This window comes from Nocardia cyriacigeorgica (assembly GCF_010858045.1).
Taxonomy (GTDB): domain Bacteria; phylum Actinomycetota; class Actinomycetes; order Mycobacteriales; family Mycobacteriaceae; genus Nocardia; species Nocardia cyriacigeorgica_E.
Genome location: NZ_JAAGVC010000042.1, coordinates 23,227 through 48,789 on the forward strand (window position 1 = coordinate 23,227; position 25,563 = coordinate 48,789).

The window sequence follows — 25,563 nt, forward strand, 5'->3', positions numbered from 1 at the left end:
CAACAATCCGGGCCCGCCGCCGAACACCGTTAACGGCACCGTGATCCGAACTCGGGCTCACCGTCCGGCGTCGACGCGGTCGGCGCTCTGCTGTTCGAACCGTTCCACGAACGGCTGCACCTGCTGGGCGAGCACGGTGTTGTACTCGTGCGGGCGCTGCCGTGGATTGGCGTGGCCGGTGCCGTGCGGCAGCACCACCAGCAGCGCGCCGTCCACGCCGCCGACCTCGTCGATGAGCACCTGATGGGTGCGTTCGACGTCGACCACGTCGTCCCGGTGGGCGTCGTGCGGGCGGATGAACACGATCGCCGGCCGCGGCTTGCCGTCGGCGGGCTCGGACAGCGCGCGCAGGTTGTCGGCCGAACCACCGGCCACGATGGCCAGGAATTGGGATTCGATCAGGCCGTTGCTGGCGGCGTCGGGGTTGAAGATCTTGTCGCGCAGCACTTCGGCCACCACATCACCCAACTCGGCGACGCGGATACCGGGGACGCCCTCGCGGTCGACGAAACGTTCCCGGCGCGCATAGGTTTCGACGGTCAGGCGCAGCGTGCGGCTCTCCCTGGCACCGGGCAGCCAGCCCATCCACCGCACCATGTCCTGGCCGCGGCCGCGTTTGTCGGGTCGTACCGCGTCGAGGTCGAGCGGGGTGCAGTCGAGCAGCACCGCGACCAGGCGCAGCTCGCTGCCGGTGTGGATGTGCTGGCCCACCTCGAGCGCGATCACCCCACCCATGCTGTGGCCGGTGAGCACGATATTGCGGATCCCGGACATCACCGCGGCCCGGATGATCAGATCGGCGATCACCTTGGTGTCGATACCGCGATTGTCGTAGCGGATCGCCCACACCACGCCCATCGTGGCCAGTGCGGGCAGTGCCTCGGCGGTGTCGGAGGCGTTGAGACCGCCCAGACCGACCATGTCGACGACGGCGGTATCCCAGTCCCCCGGATCGGCGGGCGCGGAGATCGGCAGCAGCGACGGCTCGGTGCCCGCCAGCCGCGCCCGCTCCGGCGCGACATCGTGTACCCAGTACTGGACCATGCCGATCAGCACGATCAGCACCAGCGCACCGACCCGCGACAACACCAACCGGGTGCGGCGCAACGTCGTCCAGTTGTGCCCGAGCCGGGTCTCGGCCAATCGGGCCCGCCGTCGCGCGTCGTCCCAGTCGGTGACAGTGGACGGGTGTCGATCGTCCAGCGGCGACATATTTTCACTGTAGGCACGGCGCGCGAACCTCTGCCATCGCCGCGACCCGGCGCCACGGCGAACCGGACCGATCGGTAGAGTTCGGCCTCACCCTCGGTGGGTGCGGGAATCCGGTGCAAATCCGGGACGGTCGCGCCACTGTGAGCGCCCACTGCGGGCGCGAGTCAGACCTCCCCCACCGGACGAACTCTGGAGAGGCCGCGACTTGCCTGTGGAGCGCTGTTCATCGATGGTGCGTGCGCGATGACTCGTGTCAGCACCGCTGTCGTCGTCCCGTTGCTGCTGGCCGCGCTGGCCGCGGTCATGGTGCTGGCCACCGGATTCGGCGCGGAATCGCTGCCGGTATCGGGCGTGGTCGAGGTCCTGACCCACCGCCTGAGCGGCCGGATTCCGCCGGACCCCGGCCTGGACACCATCGTCTGGCAGTTGCGGGTGCCGCGCACCGTGCTGGCCGCGATCGTCGGTGCCGGGCTGGCGCTGGCCGGTGCGGCCATGCAGACGCTGGTACGCAACCCCTTGGCCGACCCGTTTCTGCTCGGCGTGTCCTCCGGCGCCGGGGTCGGTGCCGCGGCGGTGATCACCTCGGGTGTGTTCGCGGGGGCGGGGATCTGGGCATTGTCCGGCGGCGCGCTGATGGGCGCGTTCGCGGCGGCGGCGCTGGTGTTCATGATCGCGGTGACCCAGGGCGGGCTGACCCCGCTGCGGCTGGTGCTGACCGGCACCGTGCTGGCCTCGGCGTTCTCGGCGCTCACCAGCTATCTGATCTTTCGCAGCACCGATCCGGCGGCCGCGCAGTCGGTGCTGTTCTGGCTGCTCGGCAGCCTGGCGGGGGCGGACTGGACCAAAATCGCGGTGCCGCTGGCGGTGGTCGCGGCCGCCGCGGTGGCGCTGATCGCGGCATCGGGCTGGCTGGACGCGCTGCATCTGGGCGCCGATACCGCCGGTTCCCTCGGGGTCCCGGTGCGTGAGCTGCGGATCGCGCTGTTCGTGCTGCTCGCGGTGCTGGTGGGCGTGCTGGTGGCGGTGTCGGGCGGGATCGGCTTCGTCGGCCTGGTGGTGCCGCACGCGGCGCGCCTGGTGGTCGGGCCACGCCATCGCGCGCTGCTGCCCGCCTGCGCGCTGCTGGGCGCGCTGTTCCTGGTGATCGCCGATGCCGCGACCCGAGTCCTGGTGCGCCCCACCGAGATACCGGTCGGGGTGTTGACCGGGCTGATCGGCGCGCCGGCGTTCCTGATCCTGATGGGCCGGCGTCATTACCGGTTCGGTGCGTCGTGAGCAGCGCGTTCACCGCGGCCGAGGCCGGCGACCGGAGCGGCGGCGAGACCGCTGGACGACCGCAGCCTTCGGTGACCGCGAGCGCCCCCACCGGCGGGGCGGTCGTCGCCGTGCACGATCTGGCCTGCGGGGCCGGGCGGCGCGAGGTCCTGACCGGCGTCGGCTTCGAGGTCCGTGCCGGCGAGATGATCGGCATCGTCGGGCCGAACGGCGCGGGCAAGACCACGCTGCTGCGCACGCTCGCCGGGCTCACGAAGCCGCGGCGTGGGCGGGTGCTGGTGGGCCCGGACGACCTGCACGCCCTCTCGCCCCGCCGCCGCGCGCGCACTGTCGCCCTGGTGGCGCAGGACGAACGCCCGCCCGATGATCTGCTGGCCTGCGAGGTGGTCGCGCTCGGCCTGACGCCGTATCTGCCGCCGTGGGGTGCGGGTTCGGCGCGCGAACGCACGGTCGTCGACGACGCGCTGGCCGCGGTCGATCTCGCGGGATTCGGCGACCGCCCGGTGCATCGGCTCTCCGGTGGCGAACGTCAGCGTGTGTTGCTGGCGCGCGCACTCGTGCAGGACACTCCGGTGCTGCTGCTGGACGAGCCCACCAATCATCTCGACATCACTCACCGGCTCGAGCTGCTCGCCCATGCCAGGCGCCTGGGCCGCACCGTGATCGCCGCGCTGCACGACCTGACGCTGGCCGATCGCTACTGCGACCGGGTGCTGGTGGTGCACGAGGGGCGGGCCCAGCCGCTGGAGCCACCCGAGATCGCGCTGCACGCCGACGTCATCGACGCCGCGTTCGGGGTGCGGGCCACCCGCGTACCGCATCCCGAGACGGGCGAGAACCATCTGTTGATCACTCCGCGAGAGGCGGCGCCATGAAACACCCGATCCGAATGCTCTGCGCGGCGGCGCTGGCGGTGACGCTGGCCGCCTGCGGCAACCCCCAGGCGGCCACCGGCGATCTGACCGTGCGCAATTGCGGTGTGGAGTCGAGCTTTCCGGCTCCCGCGCAGCGCATGTTCGTCAACGACAGCAATATGATCTCGATGGTGCTGGCGCTCGGCGCGCAGGATCAGGTAGCCGCGGTGTCGAGCATGCAGCAGGACATCACCGTGCTGCGCGAGCACTACGGCGACGCCGTGGACCTGCTCCGTTCCGTGGCCGACGAATCCCCCTCGCGGGAAACGGTTCTCGCGCAGGGGCCGGACGTCGTCGTCGCCGGCTGGAATTACGGCTACGACGAATCCAAGAATCTCACCCCGGATTCGCTGCGGGCGGCGGGCATCGCCGCCTACATCCTCACCGAGAGCTGCCGCCAGCGCGCCGGTGAACGCCCGCGCGGCGTGGTCGAACCGTGGACGGCGCTGCGCGAAGACCTCACCAATCTCGGCGCCATCACCGGCCGCACCGAACGCGCCGCCGCGCTCGTCGATGATCTCGATCGCCGCCTCGCCGCGCTCGCGGCCGCGCCGAAACCCGCACGCACCCCGCAGATCTTCCTGTTCGACAGCGGCAGCGACACCATCTTCTCCAGCGGCAGTTTCGGTGCGCCGCAGGCGATCCTGGACGCGGCCGGTGGGCGCAATGTGCTCTCCGATGTCCCCGACACCTGGACCGCGGTGTCCTGGGAGCGGCTGGCCGGCGCCGACCCGGACGCCATCATGTTCGTCGACTATCCGATGCAGAGCTACGCGCAGAAGGTCGAGATGCTGCGCGCCAAGCCGGGCATCAACCAACTGCGCGCCGTGACCGAGGGCCGCTTCCTGAACCTGCCGTACGCGATGTGGACGAGTGGGCCGCTCAATATCGACGCGGCCGAACAGATTCGCAAGCACCTCGAGCAGTGGGGGCTGGTGCCGCCCTCGGACATCGCGCCGCGATCCGACGACGCGATTCGCTGAACCCGGTGCCCGGCACGTTCCAGCACCGCTGGAGCGACGCGGGCCGAACGTGACACTCACCACATCGACACAGGTAGAGCGGCGTTTCCGGCAAATATCACACCGATCGTGTCGGACCCCGGGTCTAGCGTCGGCTCCGTGACGCATACGTCGCACGGCCACCATCATGACGTCCCACCCAGCAGGCGTGACGTTAGACACAAACGCGCGATATTCGCTTGTACGCGACTATTGCGTGCGCATTATGATCGCGCGGTGACGAGTGAATTGGGAATCAGCGAGACGCTGGAGCGTTTCCTGACGGGCCTGTTCAGCGCGAGCCGCTCCGGGGGTGCCGATCGTTTGGTCGACCTGGATCTGTCGCTCTCGCAGGCACGCACCCTGTTCGTCCTCGGCCACGACGATCGTCAGCAGCTGCCCATCCACACCATTGCCGAACGACTCTCGTTGTCGGTGACCGCGGCGGGGCGCAATGTGGATCGGCTCGTTCGTCTCGGGTTGCTGACCAGGGACGAAAGCCCAGAGGACCGGCGGGTCAAACTGGTCGGCCTCAGCGAACAGGGCCGCGAGGTCATCCGCGATCAGATGATGTGCCATCGCGACGCGATCGACCGCCTGGTCGAACGCCTGCCCGACACCGTGCGTGACGATCTGCACGCCGCCCTCCTCGGCGTGCTCGACTCCGGGGCACTCGCCTCGGTGCAATCCATCCCAGCCGTATCGACGGGAGACCCCTCGTGAGCAAGTCCGCCGGCAATACCGCCGCAGCGGTACCCGACAAGATAGACGGCGCCGTCCTCAAGGTCGCCGGTGTCGTCGTCCTCGGCGCCATCATGTCGATTCTCGACATCACCGTGGTCAACGTCGCGCTGCCGACGTTCCAGACCGAGTTCGACGTCGCCAACTACTCCACGGTGGCCTGGACGGTCACCGCCTACACCCTCGCCCTGGCGACGGTCATCCCGCTGACCGGTTGGGCCGCCGACCGATTCGGCACCAAACGCCTGTATCTGGCCGCGCTGGTGCTGTTCACCGGCGGTTCGGTGCTGTGTGCGGCGGCATGGAACATCGAGGCGCTGATCGCCTTCCGGGTGATCCAGGGCCTCGGCGGCGGCATGCTGATGCCGCTGGGCATGACGATCATGACCAAGGCCGCCGGACCCGAGCGGATCGGCCGGCTGATGGCCATCCTCGGCATCCCGATGCTGCTGGGCCCGATCCTGGGCCCGATCCTGGGTGGCTGGCTGATCGACAACGCCTCCTGGCACTGGATCTTCCTGATCAACCTGCCCATCGGCGCCATCTCGCTGGTCTACGCCTACGTGGTGCTGCCCAAGGATGATCCGCAGCCGAGTGAGACCTTCGACTTCATCGGCATGCTGATGCTCTCGCCGGGTCTGGCGCTGTTCCTGTTCGGTGTGTCCACGATTCCGGAGGAGGGCACCGTCACCGCGCCGAAGGTGTGGGCGACGATGCTGCTCGGCGCGCTGCTGGTGATCGCGTTCGTGTTCTACTCGTTCAAGCCCAAGCATCCGCTGCTGGACCTGCGGCTGTTCAAGAACTTCGACCTGTCGATCTCCACGATCACCATGTTCCTGTTCGCGGCCTCGTTCTTCGGTGGCCTGCTGCTGGTGCCCACCTACTTCCAGCAGGTGCGCGGGGAGAGCCCGCTGATGGCGGGTCTGCTGGTGGCGCCGCAGGGTCTGGGCACCATGCTCACCATGCCGCTGGCGGGTGCGCTGGCCGACAAGCTCCCGGTGGGCCGGATCGTGCCGGTCGGCATGCTGACCATCACCGTCGCGATGTTCGGGCTCTCGCAGACCGATGCGCACACCTCCTACCCGGTGCTGCTGGGTCTGCTGTTCGTGCTGGGTCTGGGCATGGGTGGCACCATGATGCCGCTGATGACGGCCGCGCTGCGCACCCTCACCGAGCACGAGGTGGCCCGTGGTTCCACGCTGCTGAACATCGCCCAGCAGATCGCGAGCTCGGTCGGTGTCGCCATCATCTCGGTGGTGCTGACCAACCAGTTCAAGGCGTCGGAGCCGGTGTCAGCGGCCCAGGCCGTCGGTGAGGCCGAACGCACCGGCACGCCGCCGGATCCGTCGATCCTGGAATACATCCAGTCGCTGGGTGCGAAGTTCGAGTCGATCGTGCTCGACGACATGGCCTCGGCGTTCTCCACCAGCTACCTGGTGGCGGCGTTCCTGTGCCTGGTCACCCTGATCGCGTCGTTCTTCCTGCCGCGCAAGAAGATCGAGGCTCCCGCCGAGGGCGAGCAGCCCAAGGCGCCGGTCATGATGCACTGACCCGCGACAACCGACAACAGCCGATCCCCGTGCGAGCGAATGCGCACGGGGATCGGCTGTTCGCATATCGGAACCGGCTCAGGCCGACACCGCAGCCATGGTGGCCGCGACATTGTTCGCGTTGGCGATCCGCTGACCGCGCGCCTCGCCCGAGCTGCGTTCGTAGTACTGGTCGAACACCGCCGCCGCGGCGGCAGGCGTGTCGGTGGCGCGCAGCCTGGCATACGCCGCCGACTCGCTGCCCTGCAACTCGTGCATCATGAAATCGACCTGGGTTTCCCAGTCGCCGACCGGTTTACCCCGGGATGCGGCAAAGGCTTCCAGGTTCTCGCGCCGCCCGCCGAGCCACTGGCACAGCCCGTAGGCACCCTCGTTCGGGTTATAGGCCCCGGTGTTCAATCCGGGGGCCTCGACCTGCATATTGCCCACGATCCCGGCCGCCTGGGCAGGCGTGAGACCGTAGACGTCGATGAGCCGCCGGTAGATCTTCTCCGCCGTGGTCCGCTCACCACCGTCCAGCGGTGCCGCGTCCGCCGTCGTCGGGACATCGCCGCCGGTGTAGACGTCACCGGGCAGGTTGCTGCCGAAGGTCGGCGTCCACGGCGGCGCGCCACCGCCGCCGTATCCACCACCACCGCCACCGGTATTCGCGCCGCCCGGAGGCGAATTCCACGCCTGCCGGTCCAGCTCGTTGAACGCGTCCCACACGGCGTCGACGGCCTTGGCGATGAGCTTGTCGATCGCGTGTACCGCGCCGACCTGTTCGGCGGGAGTCGGGCGGTCCGGCGGATCGTCGACCACCGTGCCCAGGGCTTCCTTGATCGCGTCCTCGAGCAGATCGACCTGCTTGGTGACCTCGTTGGCCACGTCGGCGGAGGCGGCGGCCATCTCGGCGATCTGGTCGTCGAGGGAGTTCCACTGGTCCTGATAGTCCTTGACGTCGGCGGCCCGGAGTTTGTACTGCTGCTTCATCTCTCCGGTGCCCGGCATCTCGGCCCCGCCGAGACCGTCGAGGTATTTCGCGGTGATCCGGGTGGCGTTCTTGTTGCCGAGGCCCTTCTTCAACGCTTCCAGCGTTGCTTCCGCCCGTGCGATGTAGGGATTCAGAATGGGGGCGTCAGTAAATCGCCGAAACTTCACCGGTTCCGGAGCCACCGTCCACCTCCACCACACGATGCCGCAGCATGCGCTCCCTGCCCTGTCTGCCACAGGCGCAGGTGACCACGGCAAGAAATAGCAGATTCCGCCCGCACGCACGAGCCGCGATATTCCCTCCGGCGAGAAGACCACCGCGGGATCTGCCTCAGATCACCGTGCCGACATCGGTGGCGACGAGATGATCGAGCGCGCGTTCGGCGACGGCGGCGATCGTCATCGACGGATTGCACGCGGCGGTAGTGCCCGGCATCAGCGCCCCATCGAGCACATAGAGCCCGCGCTGACCGAGCACCCGGCCCTCCAGGTCGCAGACGCTGCCCATGCTCGCCCCGCCGAGCGGATGCCAGGTGGACGGGAACGCGGCATTGGTGTCGAGCAGGGCGGTGCCCGGTCCGGCGATGCGGTGCGCGGTGGGCCCGATGTGGTTGTCCTGGATGAAGGAATCGCCATCGACCGGCCAGTGCAGCACCGCCTGTTCGGCCGCCGCGTCGTAGTGGAACGCGCCGCGGCCGGCGCTGACGCCGTAGCCGACCATCATGGTCGACTTCGGATCGACAGGCATGGGCGGGATCGAGGCCTGGATGAGCGTGCACGCGGAGTTCGGGTCCGCCCAGTTCAGGCTGCCGTACACGACCGGACCGCCCTGTGCGGGACCGAAATCCGCGGCCGGGTTGGTCCAGACGTAGATGCGGTCGGCATTCGTGCCCCAGTTCTGGCCCAGCGCATCGGGCAGATCGGGGATCAGTCCCCTGGCCCCGGCGCGCACCAGCAGCTTCGTCGTGTTGAGGCTGCCCGCCGCCAGCACGAGCGCCCCGGCGGTGATGACGATGTTCTCCTGGACCGTGCCGGTGCTGTCGATGCGGTCGACGTGCACGATCCAGCGTCCGTCGGCGGCGCGTTCGATATCGGTGACCTCGTGCAGGGTGCGGACCTGCACCCGCCCGGTGGCTTCGGCCGCGGCGACATAGGTGACGTCGACGGAGTGCTTGCCGCCGTTGTTCACCCCCATCGCGCCATCACCGTTGGTGTAGGACGGTTTCATCTCCCCGCGCAGCTCGGCCAGCGCGAAGTTCCAGTCGATGGGCATGGGAATCTTCGACAGCGGCAACCCGGCGCGGCGCACGTGGTCGGCGAAGACGCGGGCGGCGGCGTAATTCGGGTGAGCGATCAGCTCCTCGGGCGCGACCGCGAGCCCGAGCATCCGCGCGACCCGCGGGTAGTGCACGCGATCCATGGTGGCCCAGTCGAGTTCGGCCGGGAAATGCGTGTTGAACACCGCTTCGTCCGGCTGCAGCGACATGCCCTGGTAGATCAGCGATCCGCCGCCGAGCCCCGCCGCGCACAGCGCCGTCATGTTCTGCCCCGGTACCGCTTCGACCAAGCCGGTGTAGGGCTCGAAGGCCAGTGGCTGCCCGAACAGGTTCGGGCTGGACCGATGCCAGAGCATGCGCTTGTCCGGTGCGGAGGCACGCGGGAAGGTCTCCGCGTTCGGCCCCGTCGGCCAGCGCATGCCGCGCTCGAGCAGCAGTACCGGCACTCCCGCCTCGGCCAGCCGCAGCGCCGTCACCCCGCCGCCGAAACCGGAACCGATCACCACGACGCGGTGCTCTTCCCTGGTGAGCCGAACTCCGTTGACCCGCGCGGCGATGGCCGGCTTCGGGTCGGACATCCTGGCTCCGGCGAGCACGGCCGCGGTGGCCACCGCCCCGGTCAGCAGCGAGCGGCGGGAGAGCACTGACATGAAAGATCCTTACGACGAGCCGAGTGCGGGTGCACGGCGCATCGCTCGGCAGCACTGGCGAGTCCTGCCATCGGGTGGCCAGCGCTGGTCACGTGATGGTCCGGATGCGCCGTGCGTCGGTCACCGAGGATCCCGGCGCGACCTCTCCACGCCGGTAACTCGGTTACCGAGTAACGACGTTACTGCACCGGAGTGCCTCGTGCTCGAGAAATCGAAGAACTCGATCCTGATTCGTCGCCATGCATCGTCTGCCACGCCGGCATCCACCGCGGGGCATGATGTCGTCGAGCCCGCCGAAGACACACGATCTGCCCGGCGGTGTAGCCCCGCCGGCCTCGAGCGCCGCCGGGCGGATCAATTCAGCCGAGCAGGCGGCGCCGTGCCCAGTCCGGATCGAACCAGCCGGGGGCCGCGCCCCGGAACGCAGCCCCCGGCCACGCGCCCGCCCCGGTGGGGATCGAGCCGATCAGCTCGGCGCCGGTCACGCGCGGCAGGTCGGTGCGGTTGGTTTCCATGGCCAGATCGGGAACGTCCGGCCAGGACCCGATGACCAGACCAGCGCATTCCACACCGGCCGCCGCCAGCGCGCGGGTGGTGAGTTCGGTGTGGTTGAGGGTGCCGAGACCGGGGGCGGTGACGACCACGACCGGCGCGCCGAGCTTTGCCGCCAGATCGAGCAGGGTGAACTCACCGATACGGACCAGCACGCCGCCCGCACCCTCGACGAGGACGAGGTCGGCGGTGAGTTCGGTGATAGCCGACAGTGTTTCGTCGATGGTGAGCAGTGGTGCGCCGCAACGGCGGGCCGCCGTGTCGGGGGCCAGCGGTTCCGGATAGCGGGCCAGTTCGAGCGTGCTGGTGACGCCGGAGAGTTGCGTGATGGTCGCCAGATCGCCGGGCTCATCCTCGGCGACACCCGTCTGGGCGGGTTTGCACACCGCGACCGAGCGCCCGGCCGCCGTGGCCGTGGCCGCTAATGCGGCGGTGACAATGGTCTTGCCGACATCGGTCGACGTTCCGGTAACGAACATCAGCGTCATCGCTACCCCCGCACCGTCGACACGAGCCCCGCCGAGAGCGCCGCCGTCGCGGGCCAGCCGCCGACCGGATACGTCGGACTGCCCGCTGCCTGCCGTGCCGCGGCCAGCACCTCGCCGAGAACCGTGGCAATGACCTCGATCTCCGCCGGGGTCAGGTTCGCGCGCGCCGTGAGCCGCAGCCGGGACGTCCCTTCCGGCACCGACGGCGGACGGAAACAGCCGACGTCGAGGCCGCGCGCCCGGCATTGCTGCGCGGCCTCGAAGGCCACCTGCGCCTCACCGAGCACCACCGAGACCACCGCCGAATCCGGTTGCGGCACACCGGCGATCCGCGCGATATCGGCGGCCCGATCCAGCACCCGCTGCGCGATACCCGGATCGCCGCGCAGGATCCCCAGCGCCGCGCGGGCCGCGCCGACAGCGGCGGGCGCCAGCCCGGTATCGAAGATGAACGTGCGCGCCGCGTCGATGAGGTGCGCGCGCACCCGGCCGCTGGCCAGTACCGCTCCTCCTTGGGCGGCAAGGGCTTTCGACAGGGTCGCGGTGATCACCAGATCCGGTTCCCCGGCCAGCCCCATTTCCTGCACCAGTCCCCGGCCGCCGGTGCCACGGACACCGAGCCCGTGCGCCTCGTCGACGACGAGCACCGCGCCGTTGGCGCGTGTCACCCGGTGCAGTTCGGCCAGCGGAGCCAGGTCGCCGTCGGCGCTGAACACCGAATCGGTGAGCACCAGTGCGCGTTCCTCGGTGCGACTCGCCAGCAGCCGGTCCACCGCCGCGACATCGCAGTGCGGCGCGATCTCCACCCGCGCCCGCGACAACCGGCAGGCGTCGACGAGCGAGGCATGACTGCCCGCGTCGGAGACGATCAGCGAGCCGCGTCCGGCCAGCGCCGTCACCACGCCGAGATTGGCGGCATACCCAGAGGCGAACACCAGCCCGGCTTCGGCGCCCATGAATTCGGCGAGCTCGGCCTCGAGCAGTTCGTGTTCGGTGGTCGTCCCGGTGACCAGCCGCGATCCGGTGGAACCGGCGCCCCACCGCCGCACGGCCGCGACCGCGCCCTCGATCACCTCGGGGTGGCGCGCAAGCCCCAGATAGTCGTTCGATGCCAGATCGATGGACGGTGACTGCGGTTCCCGTGCCCGCAGCTGCCGCCGCAGCCCCGCCCCCACCCGCTCGGCAGCACGCGCGTCCAGCCAGCTCAATGGATCGGTACTCACAGCTGAACACCATACTTGAACGGCGTTCAGGAGGGTGACCGGGGCCACCGGATGCGCACCGGCGACGCCCTCACGAGCCGAACCAGCTCGGCGTATCCATCCGGAAGAGCTCACCCGGCGCCAGCACCCGGAGATCGGCGTCGAGTGCGGCCATCCGGTCGGCGCCGAGCAGGGCCGACCAGCGCGCGTGGATGCGGTCGAAGGTCTCGGCAGATCGGTCCAGCACCTCGATGCCGCGATCGCTGAGCGTGTAGACCTTGCGCCGGGCGTCGGCCGGATCATGGCCACGACGCAGGTAGCCGAGGTGTTCGAGGTTGTCGATGTGCTTGCCCGCGGCCTGTTTGGAGATGCCGAGGGCCCGCCCGAGGTCGGCCGCAGTGCACCCCTGCGGCCCGCTGCGCGCGATCGCCTGGAACACGAAGCCGTGCATCGGCCGCAGATCGGGGTGGCCGCGCTCGGCCAGGCCGGCGTGCACTTCGTCGATGACCGCACGGAAGGCAGCCAGCATCCGCAGTGGCAGCTCGAAGCCACCGGCATCCCTTGACATGATGGACAACCTCGTTAACTATATGGACAACATCGTTGTCTATCTTAAGGACGTAACTCCGTGACCGTCATCCGACACTCCGAAACCCGCCGCACGGAAACCCCCGGCGGCATCATGACCACCCTCGCCTCCCCCACCCATGGCGGCGCCTCGCTCCCGCTGTGGCGTGTCGAGCTCGCGCCCGGCCAGTCCGGCCCGCTGCATTTCATCGATGCCGAACAGGTGTGGACCGTCCTCAGCGGAAGCGCCGAGGTCACCGTCGACGGCGCCGATCACGTCATCACCGCAGGCGACACGATCATCCTGCCGCCCGATGTGTTGCGCCAGATCAGCGGTGGTGCAGAAGGTTTCACCGCCATCGTCACCGCTCCCGCAGGCGCCCGAGCCGGCGCCCCGGACCGGGACGGCACCATCGTGCCGCCCTGGATCGCATAGCGGCCGGGCACGACCCGCACAGCCGAATCAGCTCGCCTCAGCGCTCATGCGACCCGGGCCGCCGCGACCATCGCCGAGGTGATCGCCTGGACATCGCCGGTAGTGCTGATGAACGGCGGCATCGTATAAATGAGATTCCGGAAGGGCCGCAACCAGGCGCCTGCCGCAACGGCCGCATCGGTGGCCGCGCGCATGTCGACGGGGTGATCGAGCTCGATCACCCCGATCGCGCCGAGCACCCGGACGTCGGTGACGCCGGGCAACTCCCGCGCCGGAGCCAGGCCGGTACCCAGCTCGGCTTCGATGCGCGTCACCTCGCCCTGCCAGTCGCGGGAGAGCAGCAGTTCGGTCGATGCCACCGCGATCGCGCACGCCAGCGGGTTACCCATGAAGGTCGGCCCGTGCATGAGCCCACCGTGTGCGGCGCTGAGGGTTTCGGCGATCTGCTCGGTACACAAGGCGGCGGCCAGCGTCAGATAACCACCGGTCAATGCCTTGCCGACACACATCACATCCGGGCTCACTCCCGCGTGTTCGGCGGCGAAAAACGTTCCGGTCCGGCCGAATCCGGTGGCGATCTCATCGAAGATCAGCAGCACGCCGTTGGCGTCGCAGAGCCGGCGCAGTTCACCGAGATAGCGCGGATCGTGCCAGCGCATCCCGCCCGCGCCCTGCACCACCGGTTCCACGATGACGGCGGCCAGCTCGTCGGCGTGCTCGCGCACCGCCCGCTCGAGTTCGGCGACATAGCCGGGATCGAAGTCTGTCGGCGGGGCGGGCACGAAGACCTGTTCGGCGAGGATGTCGGTCCACAACGAGTGCATGCCGCCCTCTGGATCGCACACGCTCATCGGGGTGAAGGTGTCGCCGTGGTAGCCGCCGCGCCAGGTGAGCAGGCGGCGTTTCCCGGGGTGGCCGAGCGCGCGCTGATATTGCAGACACATCTTGACTGCCACCTCCACCGAGACCGAACCGGAATCGCAGAGGAACACCTTGTCCAGCCCGGGCGGGGTCAGCCGCACCAGCAGCTCGGACAGCCGCGCCGCCGGCTCATGAGTGAGCCCGCCGAACATCACGTGACTCATCCGCTGCGACTGCACCAGCAGCGCGGAGTCCAGCACCGGGTGCCGGTATCCGTGCACCGCCGCCCACCAGGAGCTCATGCCGTCGACGAGTTCACGGCCGTCGGCCAAGCGCAGCCTGGTCCCGGACGCGGAGGCCACCACCAGCGGCTCGGTGGTGGCCGGAAACCCGCCGTAGGGGTGCCACACGTGTTTCGCGTCGATGGCGGTGATCTCGTCGGGCGTCAGCACCACAGCAATCCTTCGCACAGTGGACGTGCCGCCACGAGCAGGCGGCCTTGAACGCTGTTCAAGTTAACATCTGAGCAGGTGCTGATGCCACGGCGGGACCGAGCAGGGCGAGACCGTCGGCCCCCGCCGCGAAACACCAGCGGCGCGGCATCCACCCTGCGCTTACCGCTCCGGCGCCTCGAGCACCCCCGGCACGGCCGCGAGACCCGCACGCAGCGCCTCGAACTCGTCCACCCCGAGGTGAGCGCGCAGTTCGCGCTCGATGCTCGCGATGCGATCAGCGGCCAGGGCGAGCGCCTGGCGCCCGGAATTGGTCAGCAGCACCACCCGCGCCCGGCGGTCGGCCGGATCGACCCGGCGTTCAACCAGCCCGTGCCGCTCGAGATGGGTGACCAGTTCACCCATGGACTGCTGAGTCATCCCCGCCGCGTCGGCCAGGGCGGTGACGCGCGAGCCCGCCGGGTCCAGGTACCGGAAGACCGCGTAGTGCGCGGGCCGCAGGCCATCACCGAGCATCGCGCCCAGTTCGCGGTTCAGTTCCCGTTCCACGGACCTGGTCGCCAAGGTGAGCAGTTTCAAGATGGAGGTTTCGCCCATTGACACAATAGGAAGGTTACCTTTATATCTGGTTTCATGCACGAAACCCTCACCTTCCGCGACGGCCATCGCGTCACCCTGATGGCTCGTGGCGTCGACGACGACGGCCCCTACCTGCGGCTACAGCATCTGCTGCCGGTACCGAAACGGCAGGCCGGCCGACACTGGCACCCCGAAATCGCCGAGAGCTGGACCATCCGCAGCGGACGGCTGCGCTTCCGCATCGACGGGCGCGAGGTCATCGCCGACCCGGGCAGTACCGTCACCGCCGCACCTCGCGCGGTGCACGAATTCTGGAGCGAGCTGCCCGATACCGTCGTCGACCACGAGATCCGGCCGCCACTTCGGCATTGGCAGATGTTCCAGCTGTGGTCCGCCCTCGACAACGCGGGCAAAACCACCGGCGCGGGCGTCCCGCGCAATCCCGTCGCGCTCGCCATGCTCTGGGAGCTCCAGGACGGCTACCTCGCCGGCATCCCGGCCCCCGTCCAGCGCGCGGTCCTCGGCACCCTCGCCCGCCTCGCCCGCCGCACCGGATACCACCGCCGCTGGCTGCCCGCGACCTCGGCCACCGCCGGTCCGCCCGCTTAACGCGCAGGGCCGCAGCGGCGGCGACCGAGCGACCGTTAGTGTCGTTGCCATGGTTTCGCCCGATCCCGCGTCCGCCGCGGCACCGCTGGGTGTCTGGCCGGGTAGCGCGTATCCGCTGGGCGCCACCTACGACGGGACCGGAACCAATTTCTCGCTGTTCACCGAGGTCGCCGACGCGGTGGAATTGTGCCTGGTCGACAAGCAGGGCGCCGAGACGCGGATCAGGCTGGAGGAGGTCGACGGGCACGTCTGGCACGCCTTCCTGCCGGGCGTCGGTCCGGGACAGCGCTACGGGTTCCGGGTGCACGGCCCGTTCGATCCCGAACGCGGCCTGCGCTGCGATCCGAGCAAATTCCTGCTCGACCCGTACGGCAAGGCCTTCGACGGCACGTTCACCGATCACCGCTCGCTCTCTACCTACGGCGAGGATTCGCTCGGCCACACCATGACCGGTGTGGTGATCAACCCGTTCTTCGACTGGGGCACCGACCGATCGCCGAGGCGGCCCTACCACGAGACGGTGATCTACGAGGCCCACGTCAAGGGCATGACCATCACCCACCCCGACGTTCCCGAGGAACTGCGCGGCACCTACGCGGGGCTGGCGCATCCGGCGATCATCGACCATCTGCGCGGCCTGGGCGTCACCGCGATCGAGCTGATGCCGGTGCACCAGTTCCTGCACGACCGCATCCTGCTCGACCAGGGCCTGCGCAACTATTGGGGCTACAACAGCTTCGGCTACCTCGCCCCGCATCACGAGTACGCGGCGGGCGCGCGGGCCGGCGCGGCGGTGACCGAATTCAAGGCGATGGTGCGGGCACTGCACGCCGAGGGCATCGAAGTGATCCTGGACGTGGTCTACAACCACACCGCCGAGGGCAATCACCTGGGGCCGACCATCGGTTTCCGCGGCATCGACAATGCCGCCTACTACCGGCTGATGGACGACGACCCCGCGCACTACATGGATTACACCGGCACCGGCAACAGCCTCAACGTGCGTCATCCGCACACCTTGCAGCTGATCATGGATTCGCTGCGGTACTGGGTGCTGGAGATGCACGTCGACGGTTTCCGGTTCGATCTGGCCGCCACGCTGGCCCGCGAACTGCACGATGTGGACCGGTTGTCCACGTTCTTCGATCTGGTGCAGCAGGATCCGGTGGTCAGCCAGGTCAAGCTCATCGCCGAACCGTGGGACGTCGGCGAGGGCGGCTATCAGGTGGGCAACTTCCCGAGCCTGTGGACCGAATGGAACGGCAAATACCGCGATACGGTGCGCGACTACTGGCGCGGTGAGCACGCCACCCTCGGCGAGTTCGCGTCCCGGTTCACCGGGTCCTCGGATCTGTACGAGGCCACCGGGCGCAGACCCAGCGCCTCGATCAACTTCGTCACCGCCCACGACGGCTTCACCCTCCGGGACCTGGTGTCCTACAACGACAAACACAACGAGGCCAACGGCGAAGGCAACCGTGACGGTGAAAACCACAACCGGTCCTGGAACTGCGGGGTGGAAGGACCCACCGACGATCCGGAAGTGCTCGCGTTGCGTGATCGCCAGTCGCGCAACCTGCTGGCCACGCTGATCCTGAGCCAGGGCACCCCGATGCTCGCGCACGGCGACGAGATGGGCCGCACCCAGCTCGGCAACAACAATGTCTACTGCCAGGATTCGGCATTGTCCTGGATGGATTGGTCGCTGGCGCACAAGAACGCCGATCTGCTCGCGTTCACCCGCGCGGCGATCGCCTTGCGCACCGCGCATCCGGTGTTCCGCCGCCGCCGCTTCCTGGCCGGCGGCGCCGTGCGCGAGGGCGGGCATCCCCGCGATATCGCCTGGCTGACCCCCGATGGCGCGGAGATGACGGTCGCGGACTGGGACAGCGGTTTCGGCCGGGCGCTGGCGGTGTTCCTGGACGGCGAAGGGATCCCGGAGCCGGGCCCACGCGGTGAACGCATCACCGACGATTCGTTCCTGCTGTGCTTCAACGCCCACGACAGCGCCCTGGATTTCACCCTGCCCACCCCCGATTTCGGCGCCGAGTGGTCGGTCGCCCTGGATTGTTCCGCACCCGACGGACGTGCCGAGGCCAGCTATGCCGCGGCGAGCACCGTCACCGTCACCGCCCGTTGTCTGCTCGTCCTCCGCCGCACCGCCTGACCGATACGAACATGACCGAGAAGAACCTGACCGCCACGCATCTCACCGATCCACAGTCCATGCGCCGCCCGGCCCGGTCGACGCCGGTGCGCAGCACCTACCGGCTGCAACTGCGCCCGGACCTGCTCACCTTCGCCGACGCCGCCGCCATCGCCGAATACCTGCAGCAGCTGGGAATCTCGCATCTGTATCTGTCGCCGGTGATGACCGCCGCGCACGGTTCGACGCACGGCTACGACGTCACCGATCCGACCACGGTGTCGGCGGCGCTGGGCGGCCCGGCCGGGCTCAAGGCGCTCTCGGACGAGGTGCGCAGCCGCGGCATGGGGTTGATCGTCGATCTGGTGCCCAACCATGTGGGTGTCGGCGATCCGCGGCAGAACCCGTGGTGGTGGGATGTGCTGCGGCACGGACCGGAATCGCAGTACGCGCATTACTTCGATATCGACTGGAGCCCGCTCAACGGCGCCGGCGGGCGGCTGGCGCTGCCGGTCTTGCAGAGCGAGAACGATCCGGCGGCCTTGACGGTGGACCGGTCCGGTCCAGAGCCGATGCTCGCGCTGCACGATCTGCGGTTCCCGATCGCGCCCGACACCGACGGCGACAACGCGCTGCGCATCCACGACAAACAGCATTACCGGCTGGTGAGCTGGAAGGCGGGCCTGTGCAGCTACCGCCGGTTCTTCGCGGTGAGCGGGCTGGCGGCGCTGCGTCAGGAAGATCCGGAGGTGTTCGAAGCCACCCATCGTGAGCTAGCGGCCTGGTGTGAACACGATCTGATCGACGGTGTGCGCGTCGACCACCCCGACGGGCTGTCCTATCCGGCGGCCTATCTCGCCCGGCTGCGCAGCCTCATCGGCCCCCACCGGCTGCTGCTGGTGGAGAAGATCCTCGCCAACCGGGAACCGCTGGACGCGACCCTGCCCATCGACGGCACCACCGGTTACGACGCGCTCGCCGATATCGGCGGGGTGCTGATCGACCCCGGCGGTGAGCAGACGCTGACGGAGTTGTCCCAGCATTTCGCCGGCCACGGCAGCGACCGCGCCTGGATCGGCGAGAAGCAGCACCGCATCAAGCGCGCGGTGGCCGAAAGCATTCTGGCACCGGAGATCCGGCGGCTGGTGGCGGCGGTCAAACGCGACGCGGGCGTGAACGGCTTCGACGCCTCCGGGATCAGCGATATGGCGCTGACCAACGCCACCATCGAGGTGCTGGCGTTCCTTCCGGTGTACCGGGTCGATTACACGCCGCTGGCCGGGATGACCGGCGCCGTGGTCGCCGATGTGGAAAAACGCAACAGCGAACTCACCGCGCCGCTGTCGGTACTGGTGGCGGCGCTGGCCGCCGGCGGCGAGGCGGCGGTGCGGTTCAGCCAGGTGGGCGGCGCGATCACGGCCAAAGCCGTCGAGGACACCATGTTCTACCGGGCCGCACGGCTGGTGTCGCTGCAGGAGGTGGGCGGCAACCCGGCCCGATTCGGGCATTCGCTCAACGAGTTCCACCTCGCCAACAGCGAACGCGCGCAACGCTGGCCCGCGACCATGACCGCGCTGTCGACCCACGACACCAAACGCGGTGAGGATGTGCGCGCCCGCATCGGGGTGCTGTCACAGGTGGCGACGCGGTGGGCGCGGTCGGTGGCGACCTGGCTCGAGCTCACCCCCGGCCCCGACGGCGCGACGGCACTGTTCCTGTTGCAGAACATGTTCGGGGTGTGGCCCGCAGACGGCCGTCCCGCCGCCTCGGTGCCCGGGCTCCGCGATCGGCTGCACCGGTTCGCGGAGAAGGCGATTCGCGAGGCAGGCGAGCACACCTCCTGGGAGGAACCCGACCCCGAATTCGAGACCGCCGTGCACACCTGGATCGATGCGGTGATCGACGGCCCGGTCGGTTCCGGGCTCGGCGATCTGGTGCACGAACTGGCCCCGCATGCCTGGTCGGATGCGCTGTCGCAGAAACTGCTGCAACTGTGCGGGCCCGGGATTCCGGACGTCTATCAGGGCTGCGAGCTGTGGGAGGACTCGCTGGTCGACCCGGACAACCGGCGTCCGGTGGATTTCGCCACCCGCGCCGGCATGCTGCAATCACTGACGGGCACACCGGGTTTGGACACCACCGGGGCGGCGAAGATGTGGATCGTCGCCTATGCGCTGTGGTTACGCCGGGAGCGGCCGGACTGCTTCGTCGGCGGCACCTATCTGCCGTTGTTCGCGACCGGCGAGCAGGCGGGCAAGCTGGTGTCCTACGCCCGCGGCCGCGCCGGCGACGCGCCGGAGGTGATCGTGGCCGCGACCCGGCACAGCGTATCGCTGGCCGAGACCGGCTGGGGTGACACGGTGCTGGATCTACCGCAGGGCACCTGGACCGACCGGCTCACCGGGCACACCTTCCAGGGCCGGGCGCGGCTGGAGAAGCTGTTCGCCCGGCTCCCGGTGGCGCTGCTGGTGCGCTGAACGCTCAGGCGCCCAGTTTCGCCGTCACCGGGACGGTCTTCTCGATGAGTTCCTCGGGGAACATTCCGCCCAGCTCCTCGCGCCAGCGGCGCAGGTTGGCGGGGCGGTACTCGTCGTTCTGGGTGCAGGAGGCCAAGCGGATGCCGATGTCCTCGGCGACGCCGAGTTTGCGCCAGGAATCCCAGTGGAACCGCGGACTGCGCGGATTCCGCAGCGCCCGCGCCAGATTCAGGACCCGGTAACCGATGCCGAGCGAGTCGTGCCTGCGCATGTGGTCGGCGCCCGCGGTGCAACGCTCGGACAGCGCGTCGAGGCGCTCGCGGTCGAACACCAGCCCCACCGATTCGGCTTCGGCCACCATCCACCGCAACGTGATATCCGACAGCCCGCATTCGGCGTAACCGCCACCGATATCGCTGTGCACGCCCTCGAACCACACCTGCTTCACCCGCTGGAAACCCCTGCGGTACTTCACATTCGGCTCCACCGGGACCTCCCACAGGCAGGGCTCGAAGTTGCGGCGCCGCTCGTCGATGGCCAGGGCCTGGCGCGCGCAGTGCACCGCGGGGCCGAGGCGCACGTCGTGGAATTTGTGCCGCAGCGACGTCAGCCCCGGCACCCCCAGCGCGCCGACAGTGTCGAAGACGCCGAGGAAATCGATCTTGGCCGGACCGGGATGGCAGTTCTCGCTCCGGAACTTCTCCCACTCGGCGGGTGTCTCACCGTCCGGCGGCACGGGCTGCTTGTGGATCTTCAACGCCTCCGGGTACATGCCGTCGATCATCGCTTCCGGCGTCATGATCCCGATCCGCCCGATGAGACCCGCCAAACTGCGCGCGGTGAAGGCGCCGCGGCTGAAACCGAAGATGAAGATCTGATCCCCCGGCTCCCAGTTCAACGCCAGATGCCAGTAGGCCGCCGATAGATTCGCCTCCAATCCGAGACCGAACGCCCCGCCCATCAGGCGGTCGGCCAGGAAGCCCTGGGTGCCGGGCCCCGGCACGTAGGTGACCCACTGGGCGACCGGCCGCCCCTGCTCGTCGGGCGCCTCGATCCGGATGGTCTGCGCGATCTTGATGATGTTGGATACCGTCGTGCTCGACTCGGCCTTCCAGGTGCCGTCGCAGCACACCACAAGTCGTTTCATATCCAGATCCTCCCGCCGCGCCCGCTCCGGGACCCGCGTACTCGACTACCCGAATATTCGTTCCCGCCCCCGGGGCCGTTAATGAGCGATTACTCGTGCCACCGTAACGACCCGCGGGTTCGCCGCGCCAGACCTCGACGCGTCGTCAGTCCTCGTCGTAGACGACGTGATAGCGGCGGGTGTAGCGATTGAGCGCCGCCGGATCGAAACGGCCGCCCGAGGTGACCTCGGTGCGATGTTCGATGATCGCCTCGACCACGCACTCCCAACCGCCGGGTGAGGAGATCTGGACGACGCGCGGGGGCGGGTTCGAGCCAGGACGAAGCGCGTGCGGCACACCATGCGGCAACAGGACCACCTGGCCCGGACCCGCGACCTGGATACGGTCGTCGAATTCGACTTCGAGGAGACCGTCCAGCACATAGATGCACTCATCGGCGACGTGGTGCGTGTGCCGCGGAATCGGCTGGGCAACCGTGACTTCCAGTGCCGAGAACAGCCCGTCGGTATCCTCGGTACGTGCCTTCACACTGAAGGCCGGGGGAATCGGGATACGGCCGGGCCGGGCTTCCCCCTTGCCGAGCAGGTAGAAACGATCGGGGTCGCCCCACTCCTTCGGGTCGTCGTGGCCCAGGTGGTAGCGCATGCCGAAGGGCTTGCCGATCTCGTTGGCCTCGACCCAGTCACGATCGGCGGTCCAGTCACCACTCTGCCGCGCCTCGACCACCGCCTCCAGGTAGCGCTCCCAACCGGACGGCGCGGACAGCTGCAACGCGTGCACCGGAGTGTCCGCTCCGCCGAGGTTGCGCATCGCGTGGGTGATGCCGCGCGGAACCAGGAAGCACATTCCGCTGGTGAAGCGGTGGGTGTTACCGCGGTAGTCCAGCCCGAGCTCGCCGTCGATGACATAGACGAACTCGTCGAAGTTGTCGTGCACATGGGCGGGAATGTCGCCGTTGCTGCGGTTCTCCATCAGGGTGAACCGGCCCTCGGTGTCGTCGGTTCCCGCCTTGACGGTCGTCCACGGCGGCAGCGGGACTCGGGTGGGCCGTGAGGCGCCGGCCTCGAGCAGATAGAAGCGATCCTTGGACATCACAATCCTCTCCCGAACCGGATTCGGATTCCGGTTCCGATTACCGACCATCGCAGAGCCCGCGGCCGCTGTCAATCCCCGAAGCACGCTCCCCCGGCCGCCCGCCGGGTGTCGATCAGGTAACCGGATCGCGACCATGGAGTACGCTGCCGAATCGGAATCCACTTCCGTCGACCGAAAGCCTCCACCTCATGTCGAATCCACCCCGCCGCCTGCGCGCTGATGCCGGACGTAATCGAGCTCGCGTGCTCGAGGCCGCGACCGCGCTCTTCGCCGAGCGCGGGGACGAGGTCCAGATGTCGGAGGTCGCCGGCGCCGCGGGCGTGGGCGTCGGAACGATCTATCGCCACTTCCCCACGCGGCAGGCGCTCATGGAGGCCATCGCCGAACAGCGCTTCATCCAGATTCTGGACTCCGCCCGGACCAAACGGCCGGAATTCGCCACCGGCATCGAGGCGGTGCGATGGCTGCTGTCACATGTCGGCCAGGTACACGAAGGGGGGCGCACCCTCTCGAGGATGATCGAGTCGACACTCGGCAGCATCGCCCCACAGGGCCCCGTCGAAGCCGAACTCTTCGAGTTCGCTTCATCGATTCTCGAGCAGGGCAGATCCGACGGATCCCTGCGCCCTGATGTCACCTCCGACGACCTCTACATGATCATCGGTTCGCTCGCCACCGTGGTGCGCGCCGATCTCGGCGACTGGCATCGGTTCATCGACATCGTCCTCGATGGCCTGAAGCCCTGAGACTTTCGGCATTCCAGCACGCGGGCGTCGCGTCGGCCACACATTCCACTCACCCGGCGAGGGATTCGATGAGGTATCGGCCAACATCGCCGAGGACTTCCTCCGTGCGCGCCGCAGCACCGGTCGCCAACTCGGTCATAGCCGACATCGCCGCACACTGAGCCTGGCCGCCGCACTGATCCTTCGAGCTCCGCGCACGGTCACCGCGTCGGTGATCGGCACGGGTGCCGTCATCGCGGCCGCGGGTATGGCGTGGTGGCTCACCCATCCGGTCGACCAGAGCCGCCCGGGGGCACCGGAATGCCTACCGGGTAACGCGATCTACAACGTCATACACGGCTCTATCTGCTGACGGGTACCCCGGGGCATGGCCGCCGTCGGCGTGCCATGCCCCGAGACGAGCCCCCAGGCCACCATCGGCGGCCATCAGGGCGGCGATCGCATCCAGAAGTTTCCTTGACAAGCGCGATATCTCCTCTTGTACCGTATCGGAATGTGAATCCGCTTCCGAATAGAGCGCGTGTGGACTCGGCGGCCCGGAGCAGGAGGTATGACATCTCATGAGCACAACGCTTCTGGCGACGCATGTGACCGCAGCGCTACTGCTGGCGGTGCTGCTCGGTGTGCAGTGCGGCGAGCTGGGCCGGCTGCGGCGCGCGTCGACGACTCGGGCACCGAGGCGAGTGCTGATCTCGATCGGCGCGATCCTGCCGGTCACCGTGTTCGTCGCGGGAACCGGTGGCCGGCTGTTGAATTCGGGATCACACGTCGGCGCATGGGCCGCCGCCGGCATGGTCTCCAGCACACTCATCTTCCTCACCTCCCTGAACGCACTGCGAGTGCTGGGGCGGCGGAAGACGGCCTCGGTCGCCATCGGCGCCGCTGCCGCGGTGACGATCGCCGCATCGCAGTGGGGCACACCGGCATTCACCCTGACCGGCGCCTACCTCATGGCCGCTCGCCCCACAGACCTGATCCCGGCGTTCGCACCGATCGCGCTGGCGGTCGCGGTCACCGTGGTGATGTGCGTGCGGGCCACGGCGGGTCGCGTCGCGGCGGCCTGACGAATCGAATCATCGACACATCGAGCAGTGAGGAATTCAGATGACACCCACACACACCACCGAGGCGTCGTCGGAGGACGTCGTCCGACTCAAATACTGGTCAGCGGCAACAATTTTCGCGCGACTCGCGCTCGGCGTGGGCTTCCTGTCCGCGGTCGGCGACCGGTTCGGACTGTGGGGTGAACCGGGTACCGGCAATGTCGCCTGGGGCGAATTCGAGGCGTTCACCGCCTACGTCGACGATCTGGCGCCGTATATGCCCGAACTGCTGGTCGACATCACCGCCTGGACCTCGACTGCCGCCGAAGCGGTACTCGGCGTCGCACTGCTGCTCGGGGTCGCGATGCGGTGGACGGCCGCGGCGACGCTGGTGACCCTGCTCGCGTTCGGCGGATCCATGTTCTTCTTCTCGGGCCCCGAATCACCGTTGAACGCCTCGGTGTTCAGCGCGGCCGCCGCCGCGGCGCTGCTGGCGCTGTCGCCGGAACGCGCGCACGTACTCAGCGTCGATCATCTCCGCCGCGGCCCTTCCGCTCGCGCAGGAGTCGAGCGATGACATACATCGACGAGGACATGCGCCGCGTCGTCGACCGGGCCAAGCTGGCCTTCGTCGCGACCGTGCGGCCCGACCATTCGCCGAACATCTCGCCGAAGGGGTCGGTGCGCGTCTACGACGACCAGCACCTGGTGTTCATGGACATCGCCTCACCCGGCACCGTGGCGAATCTGGCGCAGAACCCGGGTATCGAGATCGCCGTGGTGGACTTCATCGCCCGCCGGGGATACCGATTCACCGGCCTCGCGGAATTTCGCGATCCCGGCACCCCCGAGTACCTGTGGCTCCAGTCCTGGCTGCTGGACCGAAACGGGCCCGGCTACCCCGCGCATCGCGTCATCTTCGTCCGGGTCGAGGAGATAGCGCCGATCAATTCGCCCGCATACGAGTTCGGAAACGCCACCGAGCAGCAACTGTCGGCGCAGTGGCGCACGATCTACACCGAAGCCGGCCACTGAACGAGGACGAGACCGCGCCGTGTCCCGGTAGCACCCATGCGGTGCCGGTCCCGTTATCGAACTACGACGAATCCGGTCGGGAGATCCCGACCGGATTCGTCGATGTTCTTGTGCCGAGCAGCTTTCCGAAATCAGCGCGCGCGGCGCAGGCCCAGGTATTGCATGGCCGCGAAGGCGCCGACGACGATGGCCTGGAGGACGGCCCATACGGTGCCGATCGCGTTCACGTCGAGTACGCCGGCGATCAGGGCCGCCAGGCTCACCACCACCCAGGCGGCGTTACCGGTGATCACCGCGCGCACGGCGACGGGGTTGATGTTCGCCGGGAGGCCGACGAGGGCGACGCCGATGCCGTAGAGGGTGAGGAAGATGCCGATGGGGATGCCGACAGCGGTGTCCAGGCCGAGCAAGGATTCGATCGGGCCGGACAGCGCGAGGTAGGCCAGGCCGTTGGCGGCGGTCACCACCGCGTCGAGGCGCAGCGAGAACCGCAGCAGGGCGGGGCCGGGGGCGAGCAGGGTGGACACGTAGCCGG

Annotated in this window: 24 protein-coding genes and 1 riboswitch; of the genes, 13 read left to right on the top strand and 11 right to left on the bottom strand. The window is 68.7% G+C overall.

Features of this window, described 5'->3' with window-relative positions; genetic code table 11:
• Nucleotides 1-57: 57 nt before the first annotated feature.
• The gene (locus GV790_RS24485; protein ID WP_163816511.1) at nt 58-1,212 is read right to left on the bottom strand and encodes an alpha/beta fold hydrolase; all 1,155 of its coding nucleotides are present in this window, start codon (nt 1,210-1,212) and stop codon (nt 58-60) included.
• A gap of 65 nt (nt 1,213-1,277) precedes the next feature.
• Nucleotides 1,278-1,404, top strand: a riboswitch (cobalamin riboswitch).
• A gap of 51 nt (nt 1,405-1,455) precedes the next feature.
• Here GV790_RS24485 and GV790_RS24490 point away from each other — a divergent pair.
• From GV790_RS24490 to GV790_RS24510, 5 genes are all read left to right on the top strand, one after another.
• A complete protein-coding gene (locus tag GV790_RS24490; RefSeq protein WP_163816513.1) occupies nt 1,456-2,487 on the top strand; it encodes a FecCD family ABC transporter permease in 1,032 nt (343 codons plus the stop codon).
• Nucleotides 2,484-3,362, top strand: a complete 879-nt coding sequence (locus GV790_RS24495; protein ID WP_309139034.1) for an ABC transporter ATP-binding protein — start codon at nt 2,484-2,486, stop codon at nt 3,360-3,362. The genes GV790_RS24490 and GV790_RS24495 overlap by 4 nt, the downstream gene beginning before the upstream one ends.
• Nucleotides 3,359-4,384: an ABC transporter substrate-binding protein gene (locus GV790_RS24500; RefSeq protein ID WP_175586000.1), complete on the top strand. Its 1,026-nt coding sequence runs from the start codon at nt 3,359-3,361 to the stop codon at nt 4,382-4,384. The genes GV790_RS24495 and GV790_RS24500 overlap by 4 nt, the downstream gene beginning before the upstream one ends.
• Nucleotides 4,385-4,639: 255 nt before the next feature.
• A complete protein-coding gene (locus GV790_RS24505) occupies nt 4,640-5,125 on the top strand; it encodes a MarR family winged helix-turn-helix transcriptional regulator (protein ID WP_163816515.1) in 486 nt (161 codons plus the stop codon).
• Nucleotides 5,122-6,693: a DHA2 family efflux MFS transporter permease subunit gene (locus tag GV790_RS24510; protein ID WP_163816517.1), complete on the top strand. Its 1,572-nt coding sequence runs from the start codon at nt 5,122-5,124 to the stop codon at nt 6,691-6,693. The genes GV790_RS24505 and GV790_RS24510 overlap by 4 nt, the downstream gene beginning before the upstream one ends.
• Before the next feature lie 78 nt (nt 6,694-6,771).
• Here the strand turns inward: GV790_RS24510 and GV790_RS24515 are convergent, their stop codons facing one another.
• From GV790_RS24515 to GV790_RS24535, 5 genes are all read right to left on the bottom strand, one after another.
• Nucleotides 6,772-7,758: a phage tail tip lysozyme gene (locus GV790_RS24515; RefSeq protein WP_218586466.1), complete on the bottom strand. Its 987-nt coding sequence runs from the start codon at nt 7,756-7,758 to the stop codon at nt 6,772-6,774.
• Nucleotides 7,759-7,996: 238 nt separating this feature from the next.
• Nucleotides 7,997-9,592: a GMC oxidoreductase gene (locus GV790_RS24520; protein WP_163816521.1), complete on the bottom strand. Its 1,596-nt coding sequence runs from the start codon at nt 9,590-9,592 to the stop codon at nt 7,997-7,999.
• Between the two features lie 359 nt (nt 9,593-9,951).
• Nucleotides 9,952-10,632 (bottom strand): dethiobiotin synthase, encoded by a 681-nt coding sequence (gene bioD, locus GV790_RS24525; RefSeq protein ID WP_163816523.1) that lies wholly within the window; start codon nt 10,630-10,632, stop codon nt 9,952-9,954.
• A gap of 2 nt (nt 10,633-10,634) precedes the next feature.
• Nucleotides 10,635-11,855, bottom strand: coding sequence for an 8-amino-7-oxononanoate synthase (locus GV790_RS24530; RefSeq protein ID WP_280211661.1), 1,221 nt, complete (start codon nt 11,853-11,855; stop codon nt 10,635-10,637).
• A 70-nt stretch (nt 11,856-11,925) separates the two neighbouring features.
• Entirely contained in the window at nt 11,926-12,402 is a 477-nt protein-coding gene (locus GV790_RS24535; protein WP_163816525.1) for a MarR family winged helix-turn-helix transcriptional regulator, read from the bottom strand.
• 60 nt (nt 12,403-12,462) lie between these two features.
• On the opposite strand from GV790_RS24535, the gene GV790_RS24540 reads away from it, so the two are divergent.
• Entirely contained in the window at nt 12,463-12,837 is a 375-nt protein-coding gene (locus GV790_RS24540; protein WP_163816527.1) for a cupin domain-containing protein, read from the top strand.
• Between the two features lie 44 nt (nt 12,838-12,881).
• On the opposite strand, the gene GV790_RS24545 is transcribed toward GV790_RS24540, so the two are convergent.
• Both GV790_RS24545 and GV790_RS24550 read right to left on the bottom strand, forming a co-directional pair.
• The gene (locus tag GV790_RS24545) at nt 12,882-14,153 is read right to left on the bottom strand and encodes an adenosylmethionine--8-amino-7-oxononanoate transaminase (RefSeq protein WP_163816529.1); all 1,272 of its coding nucleotides are present in this window, start codon (nt 14,151-14,153) and stop codon (nt 12,882-12,884) included.
• 159 nt (nt 14,154-14,312) lie between these two features.
• A complete protein-coding gene (locus GV790_RS24550; RefSeq protein WP_163816531.1) occupies nt 14,313-14,747 on the bottom strand; it encodes a MarR family winged helix-turn-helix transcriptional regulator in 435 nt (144 codons plus the stop codon).
• Between the two features lie 36 nt (nt 14,748-14,783).
• On the opposite strand from GV790_RS24550, the gene GV790_RS24555 reads away from it, so the two are divergent.
• Genes GV790_RS24555 through treY form a run of 3 tightly spaced genes read left to right on the top strand, consistent with a single transcriptional unit; the run spans nt 14,784 to nt 19,961 of the window.
• On the top strand, nt 14,784-15,338 hold the full coding sequence (locus tag GV790_RS24555; RefSeq protein WP_163816533.1) for a cupin domain-containing protein: 555 nt from the start codon (nt 14,784-14,786) through the stop codon (nt 15,336-15,338).
• Nucleotides 15,339-15,387: 49 nt separating this feature from the next.
• Nucleotides 15,388-17,505, top strand: coding sequence for a glycogen debranching protein GlgX (gene glgX / locus GV790_RS24560; protein WP_163816535.1), 2,118 nt, complete (start codon nt 15,388-15,390; stop codon nt 17,503-17,505).
• 59 nt (nt 17,506-17,564) lie between these two features.
• Nucleotides 17,565-19,961, top strand: coding sequence for a malto-oligosyltrehalose synthase (gene treY, locus GV790_RS24565; RefSeq protein ID WP_163816558.1), 2,397 nt, complete (start codon nt 17,565-17,567; stop codon nt 19,959-19,961).
• Between the two features lie 4 nt (nt 19,962-19,965).
• Here the strand turns inward: treY and GV790_RS24570 are convergent, their stop codons facing one another.
• Both GV790_RS24570 and GV790_RS24575 read right to left on the bottom strand, forming a co-directional pair.
• Nucleotides 19,966-21,108, bottom strand: a complete 1,143-nt coding sequence (locus tag GV790_RS24570) for a DUF2235 domain-containing protein (RefSeq protein WP_163816538.1) — start codon at nt 21,106-21,108, stop codon at nt 19,966-19,968.
• A 145-nt stretch (nt 21,109-21,253) separates the two neighbouring features.
• Nucleotides 21,254-22,201, bottom strand: coding sequence for a cupin domain-containing protein (locus GV790_RS24575; protein WP_163816540.1), 948 nt, complete (start codon nt 22,199-22,201; stop codon nt 21,254-21,256).
• A gap of 191 nt (nt 22,202-22,392) precedes the next feature.
• Between GV790_RS24575 and GV790_RS24580 the strand changes: the two genes are divergently transcribed.
• From GV790_RS24580 to GV790_RS24595, 4 genes are all read left to right on the top strand, one after another.
• Nucleotides 22,393-22,950, top strand: a complete 558-nt coding sequence (locus GV790_RS24580) for a TetR/AcrR family transcriptional regulator (RefSeq protein ID WP_163816542.1) — start codon at nt 22,393-22,395, stop codon at nt 22,948-22,950.
• A 560-nt stretch (nt 22,951-23,510) separates the two neighbouring features.
• Nucleotides 23,511-24,014 carry a hypothetical protein gene (locus GV790_RS24585; protein WP_163816544.1) on the top strand — a complete coding sequence of 168 codons (504 nt, stop codon included), beginning with the start codon at nt 23,511-23,513 and terminating at the stop codon, nt 24,012-24,014.
• Between the two features lie 40 nt (nt 24,015-24,054).
• Complete coding sequence (locus tag GV790_RS24590) at nt 24,055-24,570, top strand: DoxX family membrane protein (RefSeq protein ID WP_163816546.1); 516 nt, start codon at nt 24,055-24,057, stop codon at nt 24,568-24,570.
• Entirely contained in the window at nt 24,567-25,028 is a 462-nt protein-coding gene (locus GV790_RS24595; RefSeq protein ID WP_163816547.1) for a pyridoxamine 5'-phosphate oxidase family protein, read from the top strand. Before GV790_RS24590 ends, GV790_RS24595 begins: the two co-directional genes overlap by 4 nt.
• A gap of 131 nt (nt 25,029-25,159) precedes the next feature.
• On the opposite strand, the gene GV790_RS24600 is transcribed toward GV790_RS24595, so the two are convergent.
• Nucleotides 25,160-25,563 (bottom strand): hypothetical protein (locus GV790_RS24600; RefSeq protein WP_218586467.1); only part of this gene is annotated, 404 nt, incomplete at its 5' end.